This window comes from Streptomyces sp. NPDC051561, from assembly GCF_044454195.1.
In the GTDB taxonomy this organism is placed as follows: Bacteria; Actinomycetota; Actinomycetes; order Streptomycetales; family Streptomycetaceae; genus Streptomyces.
In genome coordinates this window covers 126,307-143,598 of sequence record NZ_JBITDM010000001.1, presented here as the reverse complement: position 1 = coordinate 143,598, position 17,292 = coordinate 126,307, and the positions used below count along the sequence as shown (strand labels likewise).

Sequence of the window (17,292 nt, the reverse complement as noted above, 5' to 3'; positions counted from 1 at the left end):
ACCGGACCGACGACGCGGGGCCCACGACCGCGGACGGGAGAGGCGAGTCAGCAGATGGACGACACACGGACGCCACCGGGTCCGCAGGGAGCGCCGGGTTCGTCGGGTCTGCCGGGCACGTCCGGTACGCCGGTTCCCCCGGGCCCGGCGGCGGACGAGAGCACGTGGGGCATCGGCTCCGCATCCTCCCCGGTGCACCACGGCGAGATCGTGCAGGGCGCCTTCCCGGTCGGCGAAGGCATCAAGCGCGGCCTGGTCACCCTGCCGTCCACCCTGTACACCTCGCGCGCCCGGTTCACCCCGGACGCCACAGGAGTCGTCACAGTGACCCCGCAGAGCTGCGAAAAGTCGCGCAGAGCCGCCGAACTGACGACCCGTCACCTGTCCGGCCCGCTCGGCCGGCCGCTCGGCGGACACCTGGACATCGCCTCCGACGTCCCCCTGTGCCGCGGCTTCGGCTCCTCCACCAGCGACGTGCTGGCCACCATCCGCGCCGTCCAGGACGCCTTCCGCACCCCGCTGCCGCCCGACGAGACCGCCATGCTCGCGGTACGCGCGGAGACGGCGTCCGACTCCCTGATGTACGACCAGAGCGCCGTCCTCTTCGCCCACCGCGAAGGAGTCCTCATCGAGGACTTCGGCTCCGCCCTGCCACCCGCCCGGGTACTGGGCTTCGGCACCGCACGCGGCGGCGCCGGGGGAGTGGACACCCTCGGATACCGGCCCGCCCGCTACACCGGCCCCGAACTGGAGACCTTCGGCGAACTGCGCCACATGCTGCGCATCGCCGTCGCCGACAAGGACGTCGCGCTGATGGGCGCGGTCGCCACCCGCTCCACCGAGATCAACCAACGCCACCTGCCGATCCCGCAGTGGGACGAGGTCACCGCGATCCTGCGCGCCACCGGCGCCACCGGACTCCAGACCGCCCACAGCGGCGACATCGCAGGGTTCCTCTTCGACCGGGACGACCCCGAGGTCGAAGCCCGTACGGACAGGGCGCGCACCATGCTGCGCGCCGTCGGATTCAACGAACAGTGGGGATTTTCGACCGGTGAGTGAAGCAACGCTGGCCACGGCGCCCAGGATTCATTCGTCCATCGTGGACGCGACCGAACTGCCCAGAATCATCCGGGTCAAGGACAACCTGTACGCCGCCGCCTTCACCCTCATGAAGCTGCTGCCCGCCCGCTTCATCATCGACCGGGCCGAGGCCACCGGCCAACTCGCCCCCGGCGCGCCCGTCATCGAGACCTCCTCCGGCACCTTCGGCCTGGGCCTCGCCCTGGTCTGCCGGCTGCGCAACCACCCGCTGACCATCGTCGGCGACCACGCCATCGACGCCGAACTCAAGGACCGCCTGGAGCGTCTGGGCGCCACTGTCGAGATCATCGAGGAGCGCGGCCACCCCGGGGGCATCCAGGGCGCCCGCCTCGACCGGGTCCACGAGCTTCACGCCCAGAGCCCCGAGAGCTTCGTGCCCGGCCAGTACGACAACCCCGACAACGGCCTCTCCTACGGGGCGGTCGGCGACCTCGTCGCCCACACCCTGGGCCCCGTCGACTGCCTCTTCGGCCCGGTCGGCTCCGGCGGCTCCACCGGCGGCCTCGCCGCCGCCCTGCGCACCCGCAATGCCGATCTGCGGCTCGCCGGGATCGATACCCAGGGCAGCATCATCTTCGGGCTGCCCAACGGCAAGCGCACCCTGCGCGGCCTGGGCAGCAGCATCCACCCCGGCAACGTCGACTACACCGCCTACGACGAGGTCCACTGGATCAACGCCGCCGAAGCGTTCCACGCCACCCACCGGCTCTACCGCGACCACGGCCTGTTCATGGGCCCCACCAGCGGCGCGTCCTTCCTCGCCGCCTCCTGGTGGGCCGACCGGCACCCCGACCGCACCACTCTGATGATCCTTCCCGACGAGGGCTACCGCTACCAGCCCACCGTCTACAACGACACCTGGCTCGCCGAACAGAACATCGTGCCCGTCCCGTGCCCCGACGGCCCCACCACCGTCAACCACCCCTCGATGGCCGGGAGTTCATGGACCAGGCTTGAATGGGCCCGGCGGTCCTACGCCGCCGCGACCGCACCCGACGAGAAGGACGCACGATGAACCCGGACACCCCGCTGCTGCTCCTGGTGGAGAGCAACACCACCGGCACCGGCCGCCAGTTCGCCGCCCGGGCCGCCCTGTTCGGCGTCGAGCCCGTCCTGCTCTGCGCCGATCCCGGCCGCTACCCGTACGTCGCCGAGGACCGCATCCGCACCGTGGTCACCGACACCGCCGACCCGGCGGCCGTCCTCACCACCGCGCGCACCCTGGCTGCCGTACAGCCCGTCGCCGGAGTCCTCTCCAGCTCCGAGTACTACGTGGCGACCGCCGCCGCCACCGCCCATGCCCTGGGCCTGGACGGCCCCGACGCGGCCGCCGTCCAGGCCTGCCGCGACAAGGGCGAACAGCGCGCCCGGCTCGCCGCCGCCGGAGTACCGCAACCCCGCTTCGCCGTCCTCGACGACGCGGCCCACGCCGCACCGGCCGCCCGTGAGATCGGCCTGCCGGTGGTCGTCAAGCCCGTCATGGGCTCGGGCAGCCTCGGTGTGCGGCTGTGCACCGACGCCGAGCAAGTAAGCTCCCATGCAGCCCAGTTGCTGGAGGCCAGGGCCAACGAACGCGGTCTCGCCGCCCCCGCCCGGATCCTCGTCGAGGAGTACCTCCCCGGCGACGAGTTCTCCGTCGAACTCTTCGACGGCCACCCGGTCGCCACCGTCGCCAAACACGTGGGCCCCCACCCCCACTTCGTCGAAACCGGCCACGACACCCCCGCCCCCCTCCCCGCCGAACGTCACGCGGCCCTCCTCGCATGCGCCCGCGAGGCCGCCGAAGCCCTCGGCCTCGGCTGGGGAGCGCTGCACGTCGAACTCCGCATGACCGGCACCGACGCACGCGTCATCGAGGTCAACCCCCGGCTCGCGGGCGGCATGATCCCCGAACTCATCAAGCTCTCCCACGGCGTCGACCTCGTCGGCGCCCAGGTCGAAGCGGCACTGGGCCGTGCCCCCCGCCCGGCCCCGCACCCGGGCCGCAGGGCTTCGATCCGCTTCCTGACCGCCGCCCACGACGGACTGCTCCAGGAGTACACGGCCGCCCTCGCGGCAGCGCGCGCCGTACCCGGCGTCACCGACGCCACCGTCTACCGCAGGCCCGGAGAACCGGTCGGCCCCGCCGCCGACTTCCGCGACCGCTACGGACACGTCATCGCGGCGGGCACCACCCCCGCCGACGCCCGGAACGCCGCCGAACACGCGCAGAAACTGCTCCAGGACGTCGTACGGGATCCGGCGGTACGGGATCCAGGGGTACGGGATCCAGGGGTACGGGATCCGGCCGGCCGGACCGGCGAACAGGCCGGCCGGCCCGCCGGTCGGCCCGCCGGGCCCGGTGGACGGGAAGTGCCCGCGTGACCGACCTCCAGCACCCCGCACCCACCACCCCCCAGGCAGGCGTGGACACGGGCCGGCTGCGCACCGCGCTGCACCCCGAGGCCCACCGCATCGTCTACGACCAGTACCTCGGCGACCGGGCCGCCGTCGCCGAACTCGGCTACATCAGCGAGGTCGACCGCGCCCACCTCGTCATGCTCACCGAACGCGGCCTCATCCCCACCGAACCCGCCGCCCGGCTGCTGCACGCCATCGACGGGCTGCGCGCCGACGACTTCCACGCCCTGCGCGAGCGCCCCATCCCCCGGGGCGTCTACCTCGCCTACGAGGGCTGGCTCACCGAAACCCTCGGCGCCGACACCGGCGGAGTGCTGCACACCGGCCGCTCCCGCAACGACCTCAACGCGACCACCGCCCGGCTGCGCACCCGCGACGCGCTCCTGCCGCTGCTGGCGGAGGTACGGTCGCTGGCCGCGACCCTGCTGGAACGCGCCACCGCGTACCGGGCGGTGACCATGCCCGCGTACACCCACGGCCAGCCCGCCGTCCCCATCACCTACGGCCACTACCTGGCCGCCCTCGCCGCCGCCGTACTGCGCGGCCTGGACGACCTGCTGGCCGCCGGACGCGAGGCCGAACACAACCCGCTCGGTGCCGGAGCGGTCGGCGGTACCTCCGTGGCCATCGACCCGGCCCGCACCGCCGCCCTGCTCGGCTTCGAGGGATGCGCCGTCAACTCCGTGGACGCGGTCGCCTCCCGCGAGTTCGCCCTGCGCCTGCTGTCCGCGTCGGCCGTGCTCGGCGTCGCCATGGCACGGGCCGGACGCGACCTGAGCACCTGGACGGCCGAGGAGTCAGGACTGCTGCGCCTCGCCGACGACCTCGTCGGCTCCAGCTCGATGATGCCGCAGAAACGCAACCCCTTCCTGCTCGAACACATCCACAGTCGTGGCACCGCGGCCCTCGGCGGATTCACCGCGGCCGTCACCGCCATGAGCACCGCGGGCTACACCAACGCCATCGCCGTCGGCACCGAGGCCATGCGCCACCTCTGGCCGGGACTGAGCTCCACCGCCGACACCGCGACCCTGCTGCGGCTGGTCATCGCCGGCGCCGAACCCGACGAACAGCGGATGCGGGCCATCGCCGTCAACGGCCACACCACCGCCACCTACTACGCGGAACGGCTGGTCGCCGAGGGCATGCCGTTCCGGGCCGCCCACCACGAGGTCGGCGCCACCGTCCTGGCCGCCCTCGACCACGGACACACCCTCTCGCAGGCCGCCGAGGAACGCCCCGGCGGCCCCGGCGACCGGGGCGCCGACTGGCTCGACCCCGCCAACGTCGCCCAGGCATGTGCGTACGGCGGCGGCCCCGGCGGCGGCGAAGTCAGCCGTACCCTCAGCCGACTTGAGGCGGAACTCGCGAGGCTGGACGCCGAGTTGGAGAAACGTCGGACCCGCTGGTCGACGGCCCGCCAGGCGCTGGACGCGGCGGTCGCGCGGATCACGGCGGTGGCGGCATGACCGGTACGGGCCGGGACGGAGCCGGGACGGACCTGGACGAAGCCGGTACGCGGCCCGGCGGGGCCGGCCAGGAGCAGGTGGACCGCCGGTTCCGGCTGCTGATCCTCGGCTTCGCCCTCTCCTCGTACGGCAGCTTCCTCAACATGGTGGCGCTCAACCTGTTCGTCTACGCGACCACCGGCAGCGCCCTGTCGATGGGCCTGTTCATGGCGGCCCGGCTGGTGTCGGGCGTCCTGGGCGGCATGGCCTCCAGCACCCTGGTCGACCGGTTCGGCACCAAATCGGTGATGCTGTGGTCCAACATCCTCCAGGCGGCGGCCCTGTTCCTGCTCGTCCTGGCGCCCGACGCCTGGCGCACCGGCGCGGTGTTCGCCTCGGCGGTGGTGGCCGGGGCGTGCGCCACCGTGTTCATGGTCGCGCTGCGCAGCGCCATCCCGGACCTGGTGGGGGAGGACCGGCGCGACTGGGCCAACTCCCTCACCGTGACCGGGCGTTCACTGGCGATGGTCGCCGGGTTCGCCTCGGCGGGACTGGTGGTGTCCTTCCTCGGCTACACCGCCGCCTTCGTGATCGACGGGGTGTCGTTCCTGCTGTGCGTCGCGGCGGTCGCCGCCCTGCCGTCGCCGAAGGAGGAGCAGGACACCACCCGGTCCGCCCAGCCGCAGGCCGCCGGACAGCCGGGTCCGCGCCGCGCCGCGCTGGTGGCCCTCGCGGCGACCCCCGCGCTGCTGCTCATGGTGTGTCTGCGCGCCGTCGACGCCTTCGGCTCCTCGTCCCACAACGCGGCCCTGCCCGTCTACTCCAGCGGACTCGACCCGGACAGCCCGGCCGTGTTCGTCAGTACCTTCTGGTGCTGCTGGGCCATCGGCAACGTGCTCGTCCAGCAGGTGATCCGGCGCCGCGCCCGCCGGGGCAGGGCGGCCGTCGGCGCGGTCGGCTTCGGCGTCGGCACGGTCGTCATGTCGTCCGCGTTCATCCTGGCCTTCTGCGGCTTCCCGCTGGTGGCCGCCGTGGCGGTGGCACTGGTGGCGGGCGGCGCGGACGGGCTGACCGAGGTCTCGTACACCGGTCAGCTGCAGACCCTGCCGACGAAGCTGCGCACCGAGGCGTTCGCCCTGTCGGCGACCGTCGAGTCGCTCGGGTTCGGCATCGGCATGATCGCGGTGTCCGCCCTGCTGGACTCGCACGGGCCGCTGCCGGTCGTCGCCTGGTCGCACGGAGCGGCGATCGCGCTCGCACTGGTCTTCCTCGCGGTGGTCGTCCTGCGCAAGCCCCGGCTCGCCCCGCCCGAGCCGGCCGGGAACGCACCTGGGACACCGGCCGAGGAGACCCCCGACGCGGAGAGGAGCCGCTGATGGCGGCAGCACCGATCGCCGTGATCGGCATGTCGTTCCGCTTCCCCGGGGCGGACACCCCCGCCCAGTACTGGCGCGACATCCGCGACGGCGTCTCGCACGTACGGCGCTTCACGGACGAGGAGTTCGCGGCGGCGGGCATACCCGAGTCCCAGTACGGTGCCCCGGGATACGTCGGCGCGAGCGCCCCGCTGTCCGGCGTGGACCGCTTCGACGCCGCGTTCTTCGGCATGAGCGGCCGGGAGGCCGCGGTCACCGACCCCCAGCAACGCCTCTTCCTCCAGTGCTGCCACCACGCCCTGGAGGACGGCGGCTACGCGGGCCGGGACGAGGAGACCCGGATCGGGGTGTACGCGAGCAGCGGCTACCGCCTGTACTCACTGCACAGCTACCTCGCCAACAACCTCGCCGCACAGGCCGGTTCGGACGACTGGGTAGAAGTGAAGGGTGTGCAGGTCGGCAACTACCCCGACTTCACCGCCAACCGCGCCGCCTTCCGGCTGGGCCTCACCGGTCCCGTCCTCAACGTGGCCACCGCGTGCTCCAGTTCGCTGGTCTCCGTCCACCTCGCCTGCCAGGCGCTGCGGGCGGGCGAGGCGGACCTGATGATCGCGGGCTCCGCCGCCCTGCACCTGCCCCAGGTCACCGGGCACGTCCATGTGAAGGGCTCGACGATCTCCCCGACCGGCACGGTACGGGCCTTCGACGCCGAGGCCGACGGCACCGTCGGCGGCAACGGCGTCGCCGCCGTCGTACTGAAGCGGCTCGACGAGGCCCTCGCCGACGGCGACACCGTGCACGCGGTGATCCGGGGCTCCGCCGTCACCAACGACGGCGCCGCCAAACGCGGCTTCGCCGCCCCGAGCGTCAGCGGCCAACAGGACGCCGTACTGCGCGCGTTGGCCGACGCCGACGTATCCGCCGACTCCATCGGCCACCTCGAAGCACACGGCACCGGCACCCTCAAGGGCGACCCCATCGAGTTCGCCGCCCTCCGCGGCGCCTTCCGCGCCCACACCGACCGCACGGGCTTCTGCTCCCTGGGCTCCACCAAACCGGCCATCGGCCACCTCGACTCCTGCGCGGGGCTCGCGGGCTTCGTCAAAGCGGTACTGGTGCTGCGCCACGCCACGATCCCTCCCCTGGTCAACTTCAACCGCCCCAACCCGGCACTCGACCTCGAAACGAGCCCCTTCACCGTCCCCACCGCGGCCCGCACCTGGCCGCGCGGAGACACCCCGAGGCGCGCGGGCGTCCACTCGATCGGCATGGGCGGCACCAACGCCCACGTCATCCTGGAAGAGGCCCCGGCCCGGCCCGGCCCCTTCCCCGACCAGAGCTCTCCGCCCGCCCTGCTGACCCTCTCCGCCCACGACCGGGACGCCCTGCGCGACGGCGCCCGGCTGCTGCGCGACCGCCTGCGCGCACCCCAGCCGCCCGCGCCCCGCGACCTGATCACCACTCTCGCCCTCGGCCGCCCCGCCCTGCCGCACCGCCTCGTCGTCACGGCGGACCCCGCCGACCCGGAGGCCCAGGCGGCCGCACTGGACGGCTTCCTCGCCGGAACCGATGCCGGTGCCGGTGCCGGTGCCGGAGTGAGCCCCACCCCCGCCCCCCACTGCGCCACGGGAATCGCCCCCGCCCCCACGTCCGAGGGCCACGCCCCGCCGCCCGTCGCCTTCCTCTTCAGCGGCCAGGGCACCCCCTACGCGGGCATGGGCCGCCCCCTCGCCGACCGCCACCCGGCCGTACGCGAAACCCTCGACGCCTGCCTGGACCTGCACCGGCAGGCCGGCGGCGGCCCCGCCCTCGCCGACGCGCTGTTCGGCATCCAGGGCCCCTGGCGGTGGGGGACCGCCCTGGCGCAGCCCGCCCTGTTCGCCCTGCAAGCGGCACAACTGCGGCTGTGGGAGAGCCTCGGCGTACGGCCCGCCGCGGTCGCCGGACACAGCGTCGGCGAATACGCCGCACTGCACGCGGCGGGCGCCCTCTCCCTCGCGGACGGCATGCGCCTGCTGACCCTGCGCGGACGGCTGATGCAGGAGAAGGTACGGCCGGGCCGCATGCTCGCCGTCTTCGCCTCCCGGGACCTCTGCACCGAAATCGCCGCGCAGAGCGGGGAGGTCGAGCTGGCCCTGGTCAACGGGCCCGCCCATCACGTGCTCGCCGGGCCGCCCGAGGCGATCGAGGAGGCCGCCCGCCGCTGTGCGAAGGAGGGGCTCGACGCCCACCCCGTACCGGTGGACCGGGCCTTCCACTCGGCACTCCTGGAACCCGTCCTGGACGAGTTCCGCGCCGCCGCCGAGCAGGTGGTGTTCCAGCCGGTATGCGAGGGGTTCGTCAGCGGACTCGACGGCGCCACCCACCCGGCGGGCTGGCTGCCCGACGCCGCGTTCCTGGTCCGGCAGGCAAGGGAGCCCGTGGAGTTCCACGAGGTACTGCGCACCCTGGGCGCCACCCGACCCGGCGCCCTGGTGGAACTGGGCCCCACCGCCTCCCTCACCGGCATGGCACGCCGCGCCCTCCCCGCGACACCGGCCGTCCCCACCCAGGAACGGAAGGACGCACCCGGCCGCCCACGCGCGCTGTGGAACGCGGCGGCCGCCCTGCACTGCCGGGGCGCGGAGCTGACCTGGCGGGTCCTCCTGGAAGGCGCGGCGGGGCGGCGGGTGCCCCTGCCCGGCTACGCGTTCCGGCCCACGCCGCACTGGCTGGGACCGCCGCCACTGGACACACCCGCGCCGCAAGACCGACCGACGAACAGCCCCACTGATGCGGAGAACACGATGACGCAAGAGAGCGCCGCCCAGGTACTGGAGCGAGTGGTGGAACTCACCGCACGCCACCTCGGCTACCCGCCGGAGGAACTGGACGTGGACACCACCTTCGTCGGGCTCGGTGCGGACTCGCTCCAACTCATCGGGCTGATACGTCAGTTGGAGGCCGAGTTCGACGCGGAGATAGCCCTGCACGAACTGCTGGAGGACGCGGGAACCCTCCGCCTGGCCGCCCGGATGCTGGCCTCGCGCTCCGAGGCAGGAGCGGAGGCCGTAGCGGACGGCGCCTCCGGGGAAGCCCCGCAGCAGTCCGCCCCCGAGGCGAGCCCGGCCCCCTTCCAGGCCCAGGCCCAGGCCCAGCCGCAGGACCGCTCCCCGGAAGTCGCGCCCCAGGACCACGCCCCGGAATTCGCCACCCGGGCCGAAGTGGACGAACTGGTACGCCACATCGGAGTCGTCGCGGAAACCCAGTCGCGCATGCTGACCCAGCTCTCCGACGTCCTGGCCCTGCTGACGGCCGACCGCGGTTCGGTGATCCGATGACCGGCAGCAGCACCGCACTCACCGACCGGATCGCATCCGTCGAAGAGCTCTCCCGCAAGGTGTCCGAACAGCTGGCAGCGGCCCGGGCCGGCTTGCCGGCAACCCCCTCGGGCGCGAGCGACGCCGCCCCCGCACAGGCCACTCCCGCGCAGCCCGCCGACGCGCAGCCCGCCCCCGCGCAACACGGCCCCCAGGTCACTGTGAGCCCCGCCTCGGGCATGACCGGGCCGACCGCGAGCAGCCGTCAACAGGCCCATGTGGCAGACCTGGTGGCCGGGTTCACCGCCCGGACCCGCACCTCCAAGGAAGCCACCCAGCGCACCCGCGCCGTACTCGCCGACAGCCGCGCCGTGGTCGGCTTCCGCAACGCGACCAAGGAGATGCTCTACCCGCTCTCCGCACGCGAGGCCCACGGTTCCCGCCTCACGGACGTGGACGGCAACGCGTACATCGACATCACCATGGGCTTCGGCAGCCTCCTGCTCGGTCATGACCCCGGGCCGGTCCGCGAAGCCGTCCGGGCCCACCTCGCGGACGGCCTGCGGCTGGGCCCCCGCAGCGGCGACTGCGGTGAAGTGGCGTCCCTGCTGGCCGAGTTGACCGGCATGGAACGCGTCGCCTTCGCCGCCTCCGGAACCGAGGCGAACTCCGCGGCCCTGCGACTGGCCCGCGCCGCGACCGGGCGCGACGGCGTCGTCATGTTCCGCGGCTCCTACCACGGACACATCGACCCGGTACTCGGCCGCCCCGGCGGCAGCGGCGACACCCCGCACCGGGCGGTCCCGGTGTCACGGGGCATCCCGCACAGCGCGGTGGCCGAACTCTCCGTCCTGGAGTACGGAGCCGAGGAGAGCCTGCACACCATCGACGCGCTCGGTGACAGCCTCGCCGCGGTCATCGTGGAACCCGTCCAGTGCCGCAACCCCTCGCTCCAACCCACCGCATTCCTCAAGGAGTTGCGCCGGATCACCCGCCGCCACGGCATCGTGCTTGTCTTCGACGAGATGCTGACCGGGCTGCGCCCCCACCCCGGCGGCGCCCAGCACCACTTCGGCGTGCAGGCCGACCTCGCGACGTACGGCAAGGCACTCGGCAGCGGCTTCCCGATCGGCGCGATCGCCGGCCGGGCGGACCTGATGGACGGCATCGACGGCGGTTTCTGGCAGTACGGCGACGACAGCCGCCCCCCGCACGAGACCACCTTCTTCGGCGGCACCTACATGCAGCACCCGCTGTCCATGGCCGCCGCCCGCGCGGTCCTCACCCACCTCAAGGAATCGGGCCCCGCACTCCAGCAGACCCTCAACGGGCGCACCGACACCCTCGCGCACTCCCTCAACGGCTTCTTCAGGGAAGAGCAGTTCCCGCTCCACATCGACCACTTCGGCTCCATGTTCCGCTTCACGCCCCGCGCCGACATGGACCTGCTCTACCCGCACCTGCTGATGCGGGGCCTGTACGTCTGGGAATGGCGAAGCTTCTACCTCTCGACGGCGCACACCGAAGCGGACCTGGAAGGCATCGGTCAGGCAGTCCGCGACTCCCTCACCGCCTTGCGGGACGGTGGCTTCTTCCAGACCCGGAAGCCCACCACCCGTCCGACGCCCGCCCGCACGGTCACGCCCGCGGCACCGGCAGCACCGGACACCGTGAACCCGCCGACCGCGGTGACAACCAGAGCCCCAGCCCCAGCCCCAGCCACGACTACGGCCACATCCACAGCCACGGTCACGCCGAGGCCGACCGCCGCCGCCACGGTCGCGCCGTCCGCCCCGGTGCCCCACCGTGCCGCCCCCGACTTCAGCATCGCCTTCTTCGGCGACTACGCCGACGATGCCGACCGCGCCACCCCCACCCCCACCCCCACCCCCGGCAAGTACACCGTGATCGGTGAGACCGCCCGCTACGCCGACACCCACGGGTTCCACGCCGTCTGGCTGCCCGAGCGGCACTTCCACTCCTTCGGGGGCGTCTTCCCCAACCCGGCGGTACTGGCCGCCTCCCTGGCCACCCAGACCGAACGCATCCGGATCAACGCGGGCTCCGTCGTGCTGCCCCTGCACGACCCGGTGCGCATCGCCGAAGAGTGGTCCATGGTCGACAACCTGTCCGGCGGCCGGGTGGGGATGGGCTGCGCGACGGGCTGGCACGCACAGGACTTCGTGCTGCATCCCGACCGGTTCGCCGACCGCCGGGACATCAGCTTCCGGCACCTGGAAGAGGTGCGCAGGCTGTGGCGCGGCGAAGCCCTCACCCGCCGCACCGGAGAAGGCGCCGACGCCGACGTACGGATCTTTCCGCGTCCGCTCCAGGCCACCCTGCCGATGGCGCTCGCCACCACCGGCCGGCCGGACTCGTACGCCCAGGCGGCCCGCCACGACCTGGGTGTCCTCACCAACCTGATGCACCAGAACGTCGACGACCTCGCCGCGAACGTCGCCCTGTACCGCGAGACCCGCGCCGAGCACGGTCTGGATCCGGCCACCGGCCGGGTCACGGTGCTCCTGCACACCTACCTCGGCCCCGAAGCCGCCACCGCCCGCGCACAGGCGCGCGAACCGATGACCACCTACCTGCGCTCCTCACTGACCATGCGCGCGGCAGCGACCGCGGCGGGCCACAGCGCCAAGGACGTGGCCTCGGCGTCGCAGGACGACCTGGACTACCTCTTCCGGCGGGCCTACGGCCGCTACTGCGACGACCGTGCACTGATCGGCTCACCGGAGAGCTGCGCCCCGATGATCGAGGCACTGCACCGGGCGGGGGCGGACGAGATCGCGGCCCTGGTCGACTTCGGAATGTCCCCGGAACACCTGCGTGCGGGCCTGCGTCAACTGAACGCCCTGCGCGAGGACTTCCACTCCGCACAGCCCGCTACGCCCGCACAGCCCGCTACGCCCGCACAGTCCGCGACGCCCGCACAGCCCGCGACGCCCACCCGGAGCGCGGCCCCGACCCGGCGGACGACGCCCACTCCCGCCCCCGCCGTCAGCGGCTCCAGCAGCGCACCACCGGCATCGGCCGTTCCGGACAGCCCCGCGCCGCCCCGCCCGCGCACCCGTACCGCCCCCGCCACCCGCGCCCAGCACCGGCTCTGGCTGGCCTCCCGGCTGGCCGCCCCCGGGTCGTACAACGAGGTCCAAGCCGTCCGCCTCCACGGCCACCTCGACGAACAGGCCCTGCGCACCGCCATCGACGCCCTGGTGGCCCGCCACGACGTACTCCGCACGGTCTTCCACGAAAGCTCGGCGCACGACGAAAGGCCGGCGCACGACGCGAGCTCGGCGCACGACGCGAGCTCGGCGCACGACGCGAGCTCGGCGCACGACGCGAGCTCGGCGCACGACGCGAGCACCAAACAGGATGCGAGCGACCCCCACGACGCCCCCGTCCACCAGACCGTGCACGCCGACCTCCGCATCCCCCTGCGGATCACGGACACCACCGGTCACCGCACCCCCGCCGACGCCCTCCGCACCGCCCTGCGCGAGGAGAGCGACCGCCCTTACGACCTCGCCCGGGGGCCCCTGTTCACTCCCCGGCTGCTCCGCCTGGGCACCGACGACCACGCCCTGGTCCTCGGCATGCACCACCTCCTGACCGACGGCCACTCGGCACGGCTGCTGGCCGCCGACCTCCAGGAGCTCTACCGCGCCGCACTCGACGGCCCGCCCCTCCCGCTCGCCCGGCCCGCGGGCTCCCCCCTCGACTCGCCCGAGCCGGTCGCGGGACCGGAAAGCCTCCGGTGGTGGCGCACTCACCTGGGCAGCACCCCCAAAGCCGTACAGCTGCCCACCCGCGAGCCCGCCCCCCGGCGCCCCGGGCAACCCACCGGAGCCGCCGCCGCCACCCATCTCGACAAGGCCCAGCTGCGCGCGCTCCAGGAGTGGAGCGGACGACAGGGCGTCACCCTGCTCGCCTCACTGGTGACCGCCTGGCGCCTCGTGCTGCGCCGCTTCTCCGGACAGGAAGACTTCGTCATCGGCAGCACCTTCGGCGAGCGCACCGAGGCGACCCGCGACACCCTCGGCTTCCACGCGGTACTCCTGCCGCTGCGGGCCGCCGTCACCGACGGGAGCGAACTCGCCGACGCGGTACGCGAAACCCGCGACACCCTCATGGCCGCCGCCCGCCACCAGGGCGCCGACCTCGACGCGCTGCTCGCCGCGCACCATGCGCAGTCCGGCACGGGTGCCCCGCTCGCCGCGACCTCCGTGGACCTGGACACCGAGACGCTGCCCAGGCTCGACCTGCCCGGCCTGCGCGCCGAACCGGTCGACGGCGGCACCGAGTCCGCGCCGCTGGAACTCGCCCTGATGGCCACCCGCAGCAGCACCGGCCTGCGGCTGCGGCTGCGGTACGACAGCGCGCTGTACCCGGAGTCCACCGCCAACCGCCTCCTCGCCCACCTGGTGACCGTCCTCGCCGCCATGGCCCGGGGCACCGCCCAGCGCGTCGCTGACCTGCCCGCGCTCGCCCCGGGCGAGCAGAAGGAACTGCGCGCCCTCGGCAACGGCGGCCCGCCCGTCCGCCACCAAGGCACCCTGACCGCGCTGTGCCCCGCCGACGACGACCGCCCACTCCTCCACCCGGCCGGAGAGCCGGCCGAGGCCGACGGGGCAGCCGCCCCGCACGCCTGGAGCGGCAAGGAGCTGAACGCCGCCGCCACCGTCGTCGCCGCCCGGCTGTCCGGCCTCGGTGTCCGGCGCGGGGACACCGTCGCCGCCGCCCTGCCCAAGGGCCCGGCCTACGTGGCCGCGCTCCTCGGCGTGCTCAGGGCCGGCGCCGTACACCTGCCGCTCGACCTCGGTCAGCCGCGGCCCCGCCTGACCGCGATCCTCGCCGACGCGAAACCCGCCGCGGTGATCTGCGAGGACACCCCGCACCCAGCGGTCCCCGACGACACCCCGCGGCTGCGCGTCGCCGAGTTCGCACTCCCGGGCGCCGCTCCCGGAGCTCCGGCCCACGAACCGGCGCCACCCGCCCCCGGGGACCCCGCCGTACGCCTCTACACCTCGGGCTCCACCGGCACCCCCAAGGGCGTCGTACTGGAACACGGCAACGTGGCGCAGATCCTGGCCCACTACCTGAGTGACCTCGCCATCGGCCCCGACGACCGGCTGTCCTGGTACAGCAGCACCGGTTTCGACGCCGCCCACCTGGAGATCTGGCCCGCACTGGCCACCGGGGCCACCCTGCACGTGGTGCCCGAGCACCTCCGGCTGGACACCGGCGCCCTGAGCCGCTGGCTGAACGAGTGGCGCATCACCGTCGCGTTCGTGCCCACCGTCATCGGCGAGGCCCTGCTCGACGAGAACTGGCCCGCCGACACCACCCTGCGCACCCTCGTGGTGGGCGGTGAGCGGCTGCGCAAACGGCCCGCCGCGGCCACCCCGTTCACCCTCCTGAACGTCTACGGCCCCACCGAGACCGCCACCTACGTGACCTCGGCCCGCGTCACCCCCGACGGCGCCGGACCACCCCCCATCGGCACCCCCGTCGCCGGAACCGACATCGCCCTGCGCGACGCCCGGGACCTGCCGGTACCGCCCGGCGCGATCGGCGAGATCCACGTCGGCGGCGGCCAGGTCTCCCGGGGCTACCCCGGCGACCCGGCGCTGACCGCCGAACGCTTCGTCACCCACACCGAAGGCACCCGCTGGTACCGCACCGGCGATCTGGCCCGCTGGCTGCCCGACGGACAGCTCCACTACGTCGGCCGCACCGACGAACAGGTCCAGATCCGGGGCGTCAGGGTGGAACCCGCCGAAGTCGCCCAGGCCGTCCGCACCCTGGACAACGTACGAGAGGCCCGGGTCGCCGGCGGTCTGGACCCGGAGGGCGCCGCGCTGCTGCACTGCTACGTCGTCCCCCGCGACCCGGTCCCCGACCGGTCCACCCAGGAACGCGCCTGGCGCAGGGCGCTCGCCCGCATCCTGCCCCGGCCGATGGTCCCCGAATGCTGGACCGTCGTCGACGCCCTCGCGGTCACCGCGCACGGCAAATGGGACCGGGCCGCCACCCGGGCCGCCCCCACCACAACCGACACCCCCGCGCCCAGTCCCACGGCACCGCCCACCTCGGCGCTCAGCCGGGTCCGCGCGCTCTGGCAGGACGTCCTGGGCACCGACGACTTCTCCGACGACGAGCACTTCTTCGACCTCGGCGGGCACTCGGTCCTCGCGATGCGCCTGCTGAACCGGGTGCGCGAGGAGTTCAGCACCGACTACGCCATGCCGGACTTCTTCGCCGAGCCGACCGTACGCGCCATGGCGGAACGCCTCGCACCCCCCGCCCCGCACACTCCCTCGGCCGACGTCCGCGTAAGGGGCGAACTATGAACCCGACCGGCAACGCCCAGCAACTTCTCGACAGGGCCCGCACCCTGGGAGTCGAACTCACCGTTTCCGACGACGGCAACTTCCTGCGCTACGACGGCCCCCGCACCGCCGTCACCACTCCGCTGCTGGCCGAACTGCGCACCCACAAGCGGGAGGTGATGGAGCTCCTCACCGGCCCGCCGGGCCGCATCGTGGCGCGCGCACCCGTCACCCTCCAGCAGGCCGCGTCAATGCGCGCCGCAGGCCAGACCGCCCGCCCCGACGTCTGGAACGTCCCCACCCGCCTCACCCTCACCGGCGACCTCGACGTCCCCGCGCTGTCCCGCGCCCTGGCCACCCTCATCGAACGCCACCAGGCCCTGCGCTGCCGCTTCACCCGCACCCCGGACGGCTCCTGGCAGCAGGAGATCCACGAAGCCCCGCCCCTCGCCCTCCCCCTGCACGACCTCACCACCCTGCCCGAATCCCAACGTGCGGCCCGCGCGGCCGAGTTGACCCAAACTGTCGTCTCCGCGCCCTACGACCTCACCCGCACCACCCTTCCGGTCACCCAGCTCCTGCGCCTCGACACCCAGCGCTGGGCCCTCCTCTTCGTCCTGCACCACATCAGCGTGGACGGCTGGTCCCTCACTCAACTCCTGTCCGAAATAAGCGAGTTGTACGCACTGGAGTCCGGCCGCCCCCTCACCCCGGCCGACCGGCCGCCGTCGCCGCTACCCCCACCCAGCTCCCAGTGCACGACCTATGCCGAGTGGCAGCACAAGGAGTACCCGCCGGAGGGCCGGGAGGGACTCCTCGACGCCTGGCGCGCCTATCTCGACGGCGTACCCTTCCGTCTCGCCCTCCCGGCCGACCGCCGCCGCCCGGCCCGCCCCAGCGGACGCGGCGGCACGGTACGCCTCCCGATCACCCGGGCCACCCGGCAGGCCGTCGAGGCAACCGCACGCGGGCTGCGCACCACCGCGTTCGCCGTCACCGCCGCCACGGTGGCCGTCATGCTGGCCGGCCTCTCCGGCACCCGGGACATCCTGCTCAACATCCCCTACGCGAACCGGGAACGCCGTGACCAGGAAACCCTGGTCACCTGCGTGGCGATGGCCACCGGAGTACGCATCCGGCTCGACGGCGGCGACGCACCGGGCCAACCGGAGGGGCGGGACGGAGAGGACGGATCGGACGGACATGCCGGATCGGACAGCCTCGGCGGATCGGACGGACATGCCGGATCGGACAGCCTCGGCGGATCGGACGGACATGCCGGATCGGACAGCCTCGGCGGATCGGACGCCCCCACCTTTGACGC

At 73.6% G+C, this 17,292-nt stretch carries 7 protein-coding genes and 1 pseudogene; all 8 read left to right on the top strand.

Annotated features, from left to right (window positions below):
* Positions 1-54 precede the first annotated feature (54 nt).
* Positions 55-1,062, top strand: coding sequence for a kinase (locus ACIA73_RS00590; RefSeq protein WP_399436012.1), 1,008 nt, complete (start codon positions 55-57; stop codon positions 1,060-1,062).
* A complete protein-coding gene (locus tag ACIA73_RS00585) occupies positions 1,055-2,119 on the top strand; it encodes a PLP-dependent cysteine synthase family protein (RefSeq protein WP_399436011.1) in 1,065 nt (354 codons plus the stop codon). Before ACIA73_RS00590 ends, ACIA73_RS00585 begins: the two co-directional genes overlap by 8 nt.
* Complete coding sequence (locus ACIA73_RS00580; RefSeq protein WP_399436010.1) at positions 2,116-3,468, top strand: ATP-grasp domain-containing protein; 1,353 nt, start codon at positions 2,116-2,118, stop codon at positions 3,466-3,468. The genes ACIA73_RS00585 and ACIA73_RS00580 overlap by 4 nt, the downstream gene beginning before the upstream one ends.
* The gene (locus ACIA73_RS00575; RefSeq protein ID WP_399436008.1) at positions 3,465-4,973 is read left to right on the top strand and encodes a lyase family protein; all 1,509 of its coding nucleotides are present in this window, start codon (positions 3,465-3,467) and stop codon (positions 4,971-4,973) included. Before ACIA73_RS00580 ends, ACIA73_RS00575 begins: the two co-directional genes overlap by 4 nt.
* Positions 4,970-6,328 carry an MFS transporter gene (locus ACIA73_RS00570; RefSeq protein WP_399436007.1) on the top strand — a complete coding sequence of 453 codons (1,359 nt, stop codon included), beginning with the start codon at positions 4,970-4,972 and terminating at the stop codon, positions 6,326-6,328. Before ACIA73_RS00575 ends, ACIA73_RS00570 begins: the two co-directional genes overlap by 4 nt.
* On the top strand, positions 6,328-9,648 hold the full coding sequence (locus ACIA73_RS00565; protein WP_399436006.1) for a type I polyketide synthase: 3,321 nt from the start codon (positions 6,328-6,330) through the stop codon (positions 9,646-9,648). Before ACIA73_RS00570 ends, ACIA73_RS00565 begins: the two co-directional genes overlap by 1 nt.
* The gene (locus tag ACIA73_RS00560; protein WP_399436005.1) at positions 9,645-15,989 is read left to right on the top strand and encodes a MupA/Atu3671 family FMN-dependent luciferase-like monooxygenase; all 6,345 of its coding nucleotides are present in this window, start codon (positions 9,645-9,647) and stop codon (positions 15,987-15,989) included. The genes ACIA73_RS00565 and ACIA73_RS00560 overlap by 4 nt, the downstream gene beginning before the upstream one ends.
* A pseudogene (locus tag ACIA73_RS00555) lies at positions 15,986-17,059 on the top strand (condensation domain-containing protein); the annotation flags it as partial. The gene ACIA73_RS00560 and the pseudogene ACIA73_RS00555, both read left to right, overlap by 4 nt.
* Between the last annotated feature and the right edge of the window lie 233 nt (positions 17,060-17,292).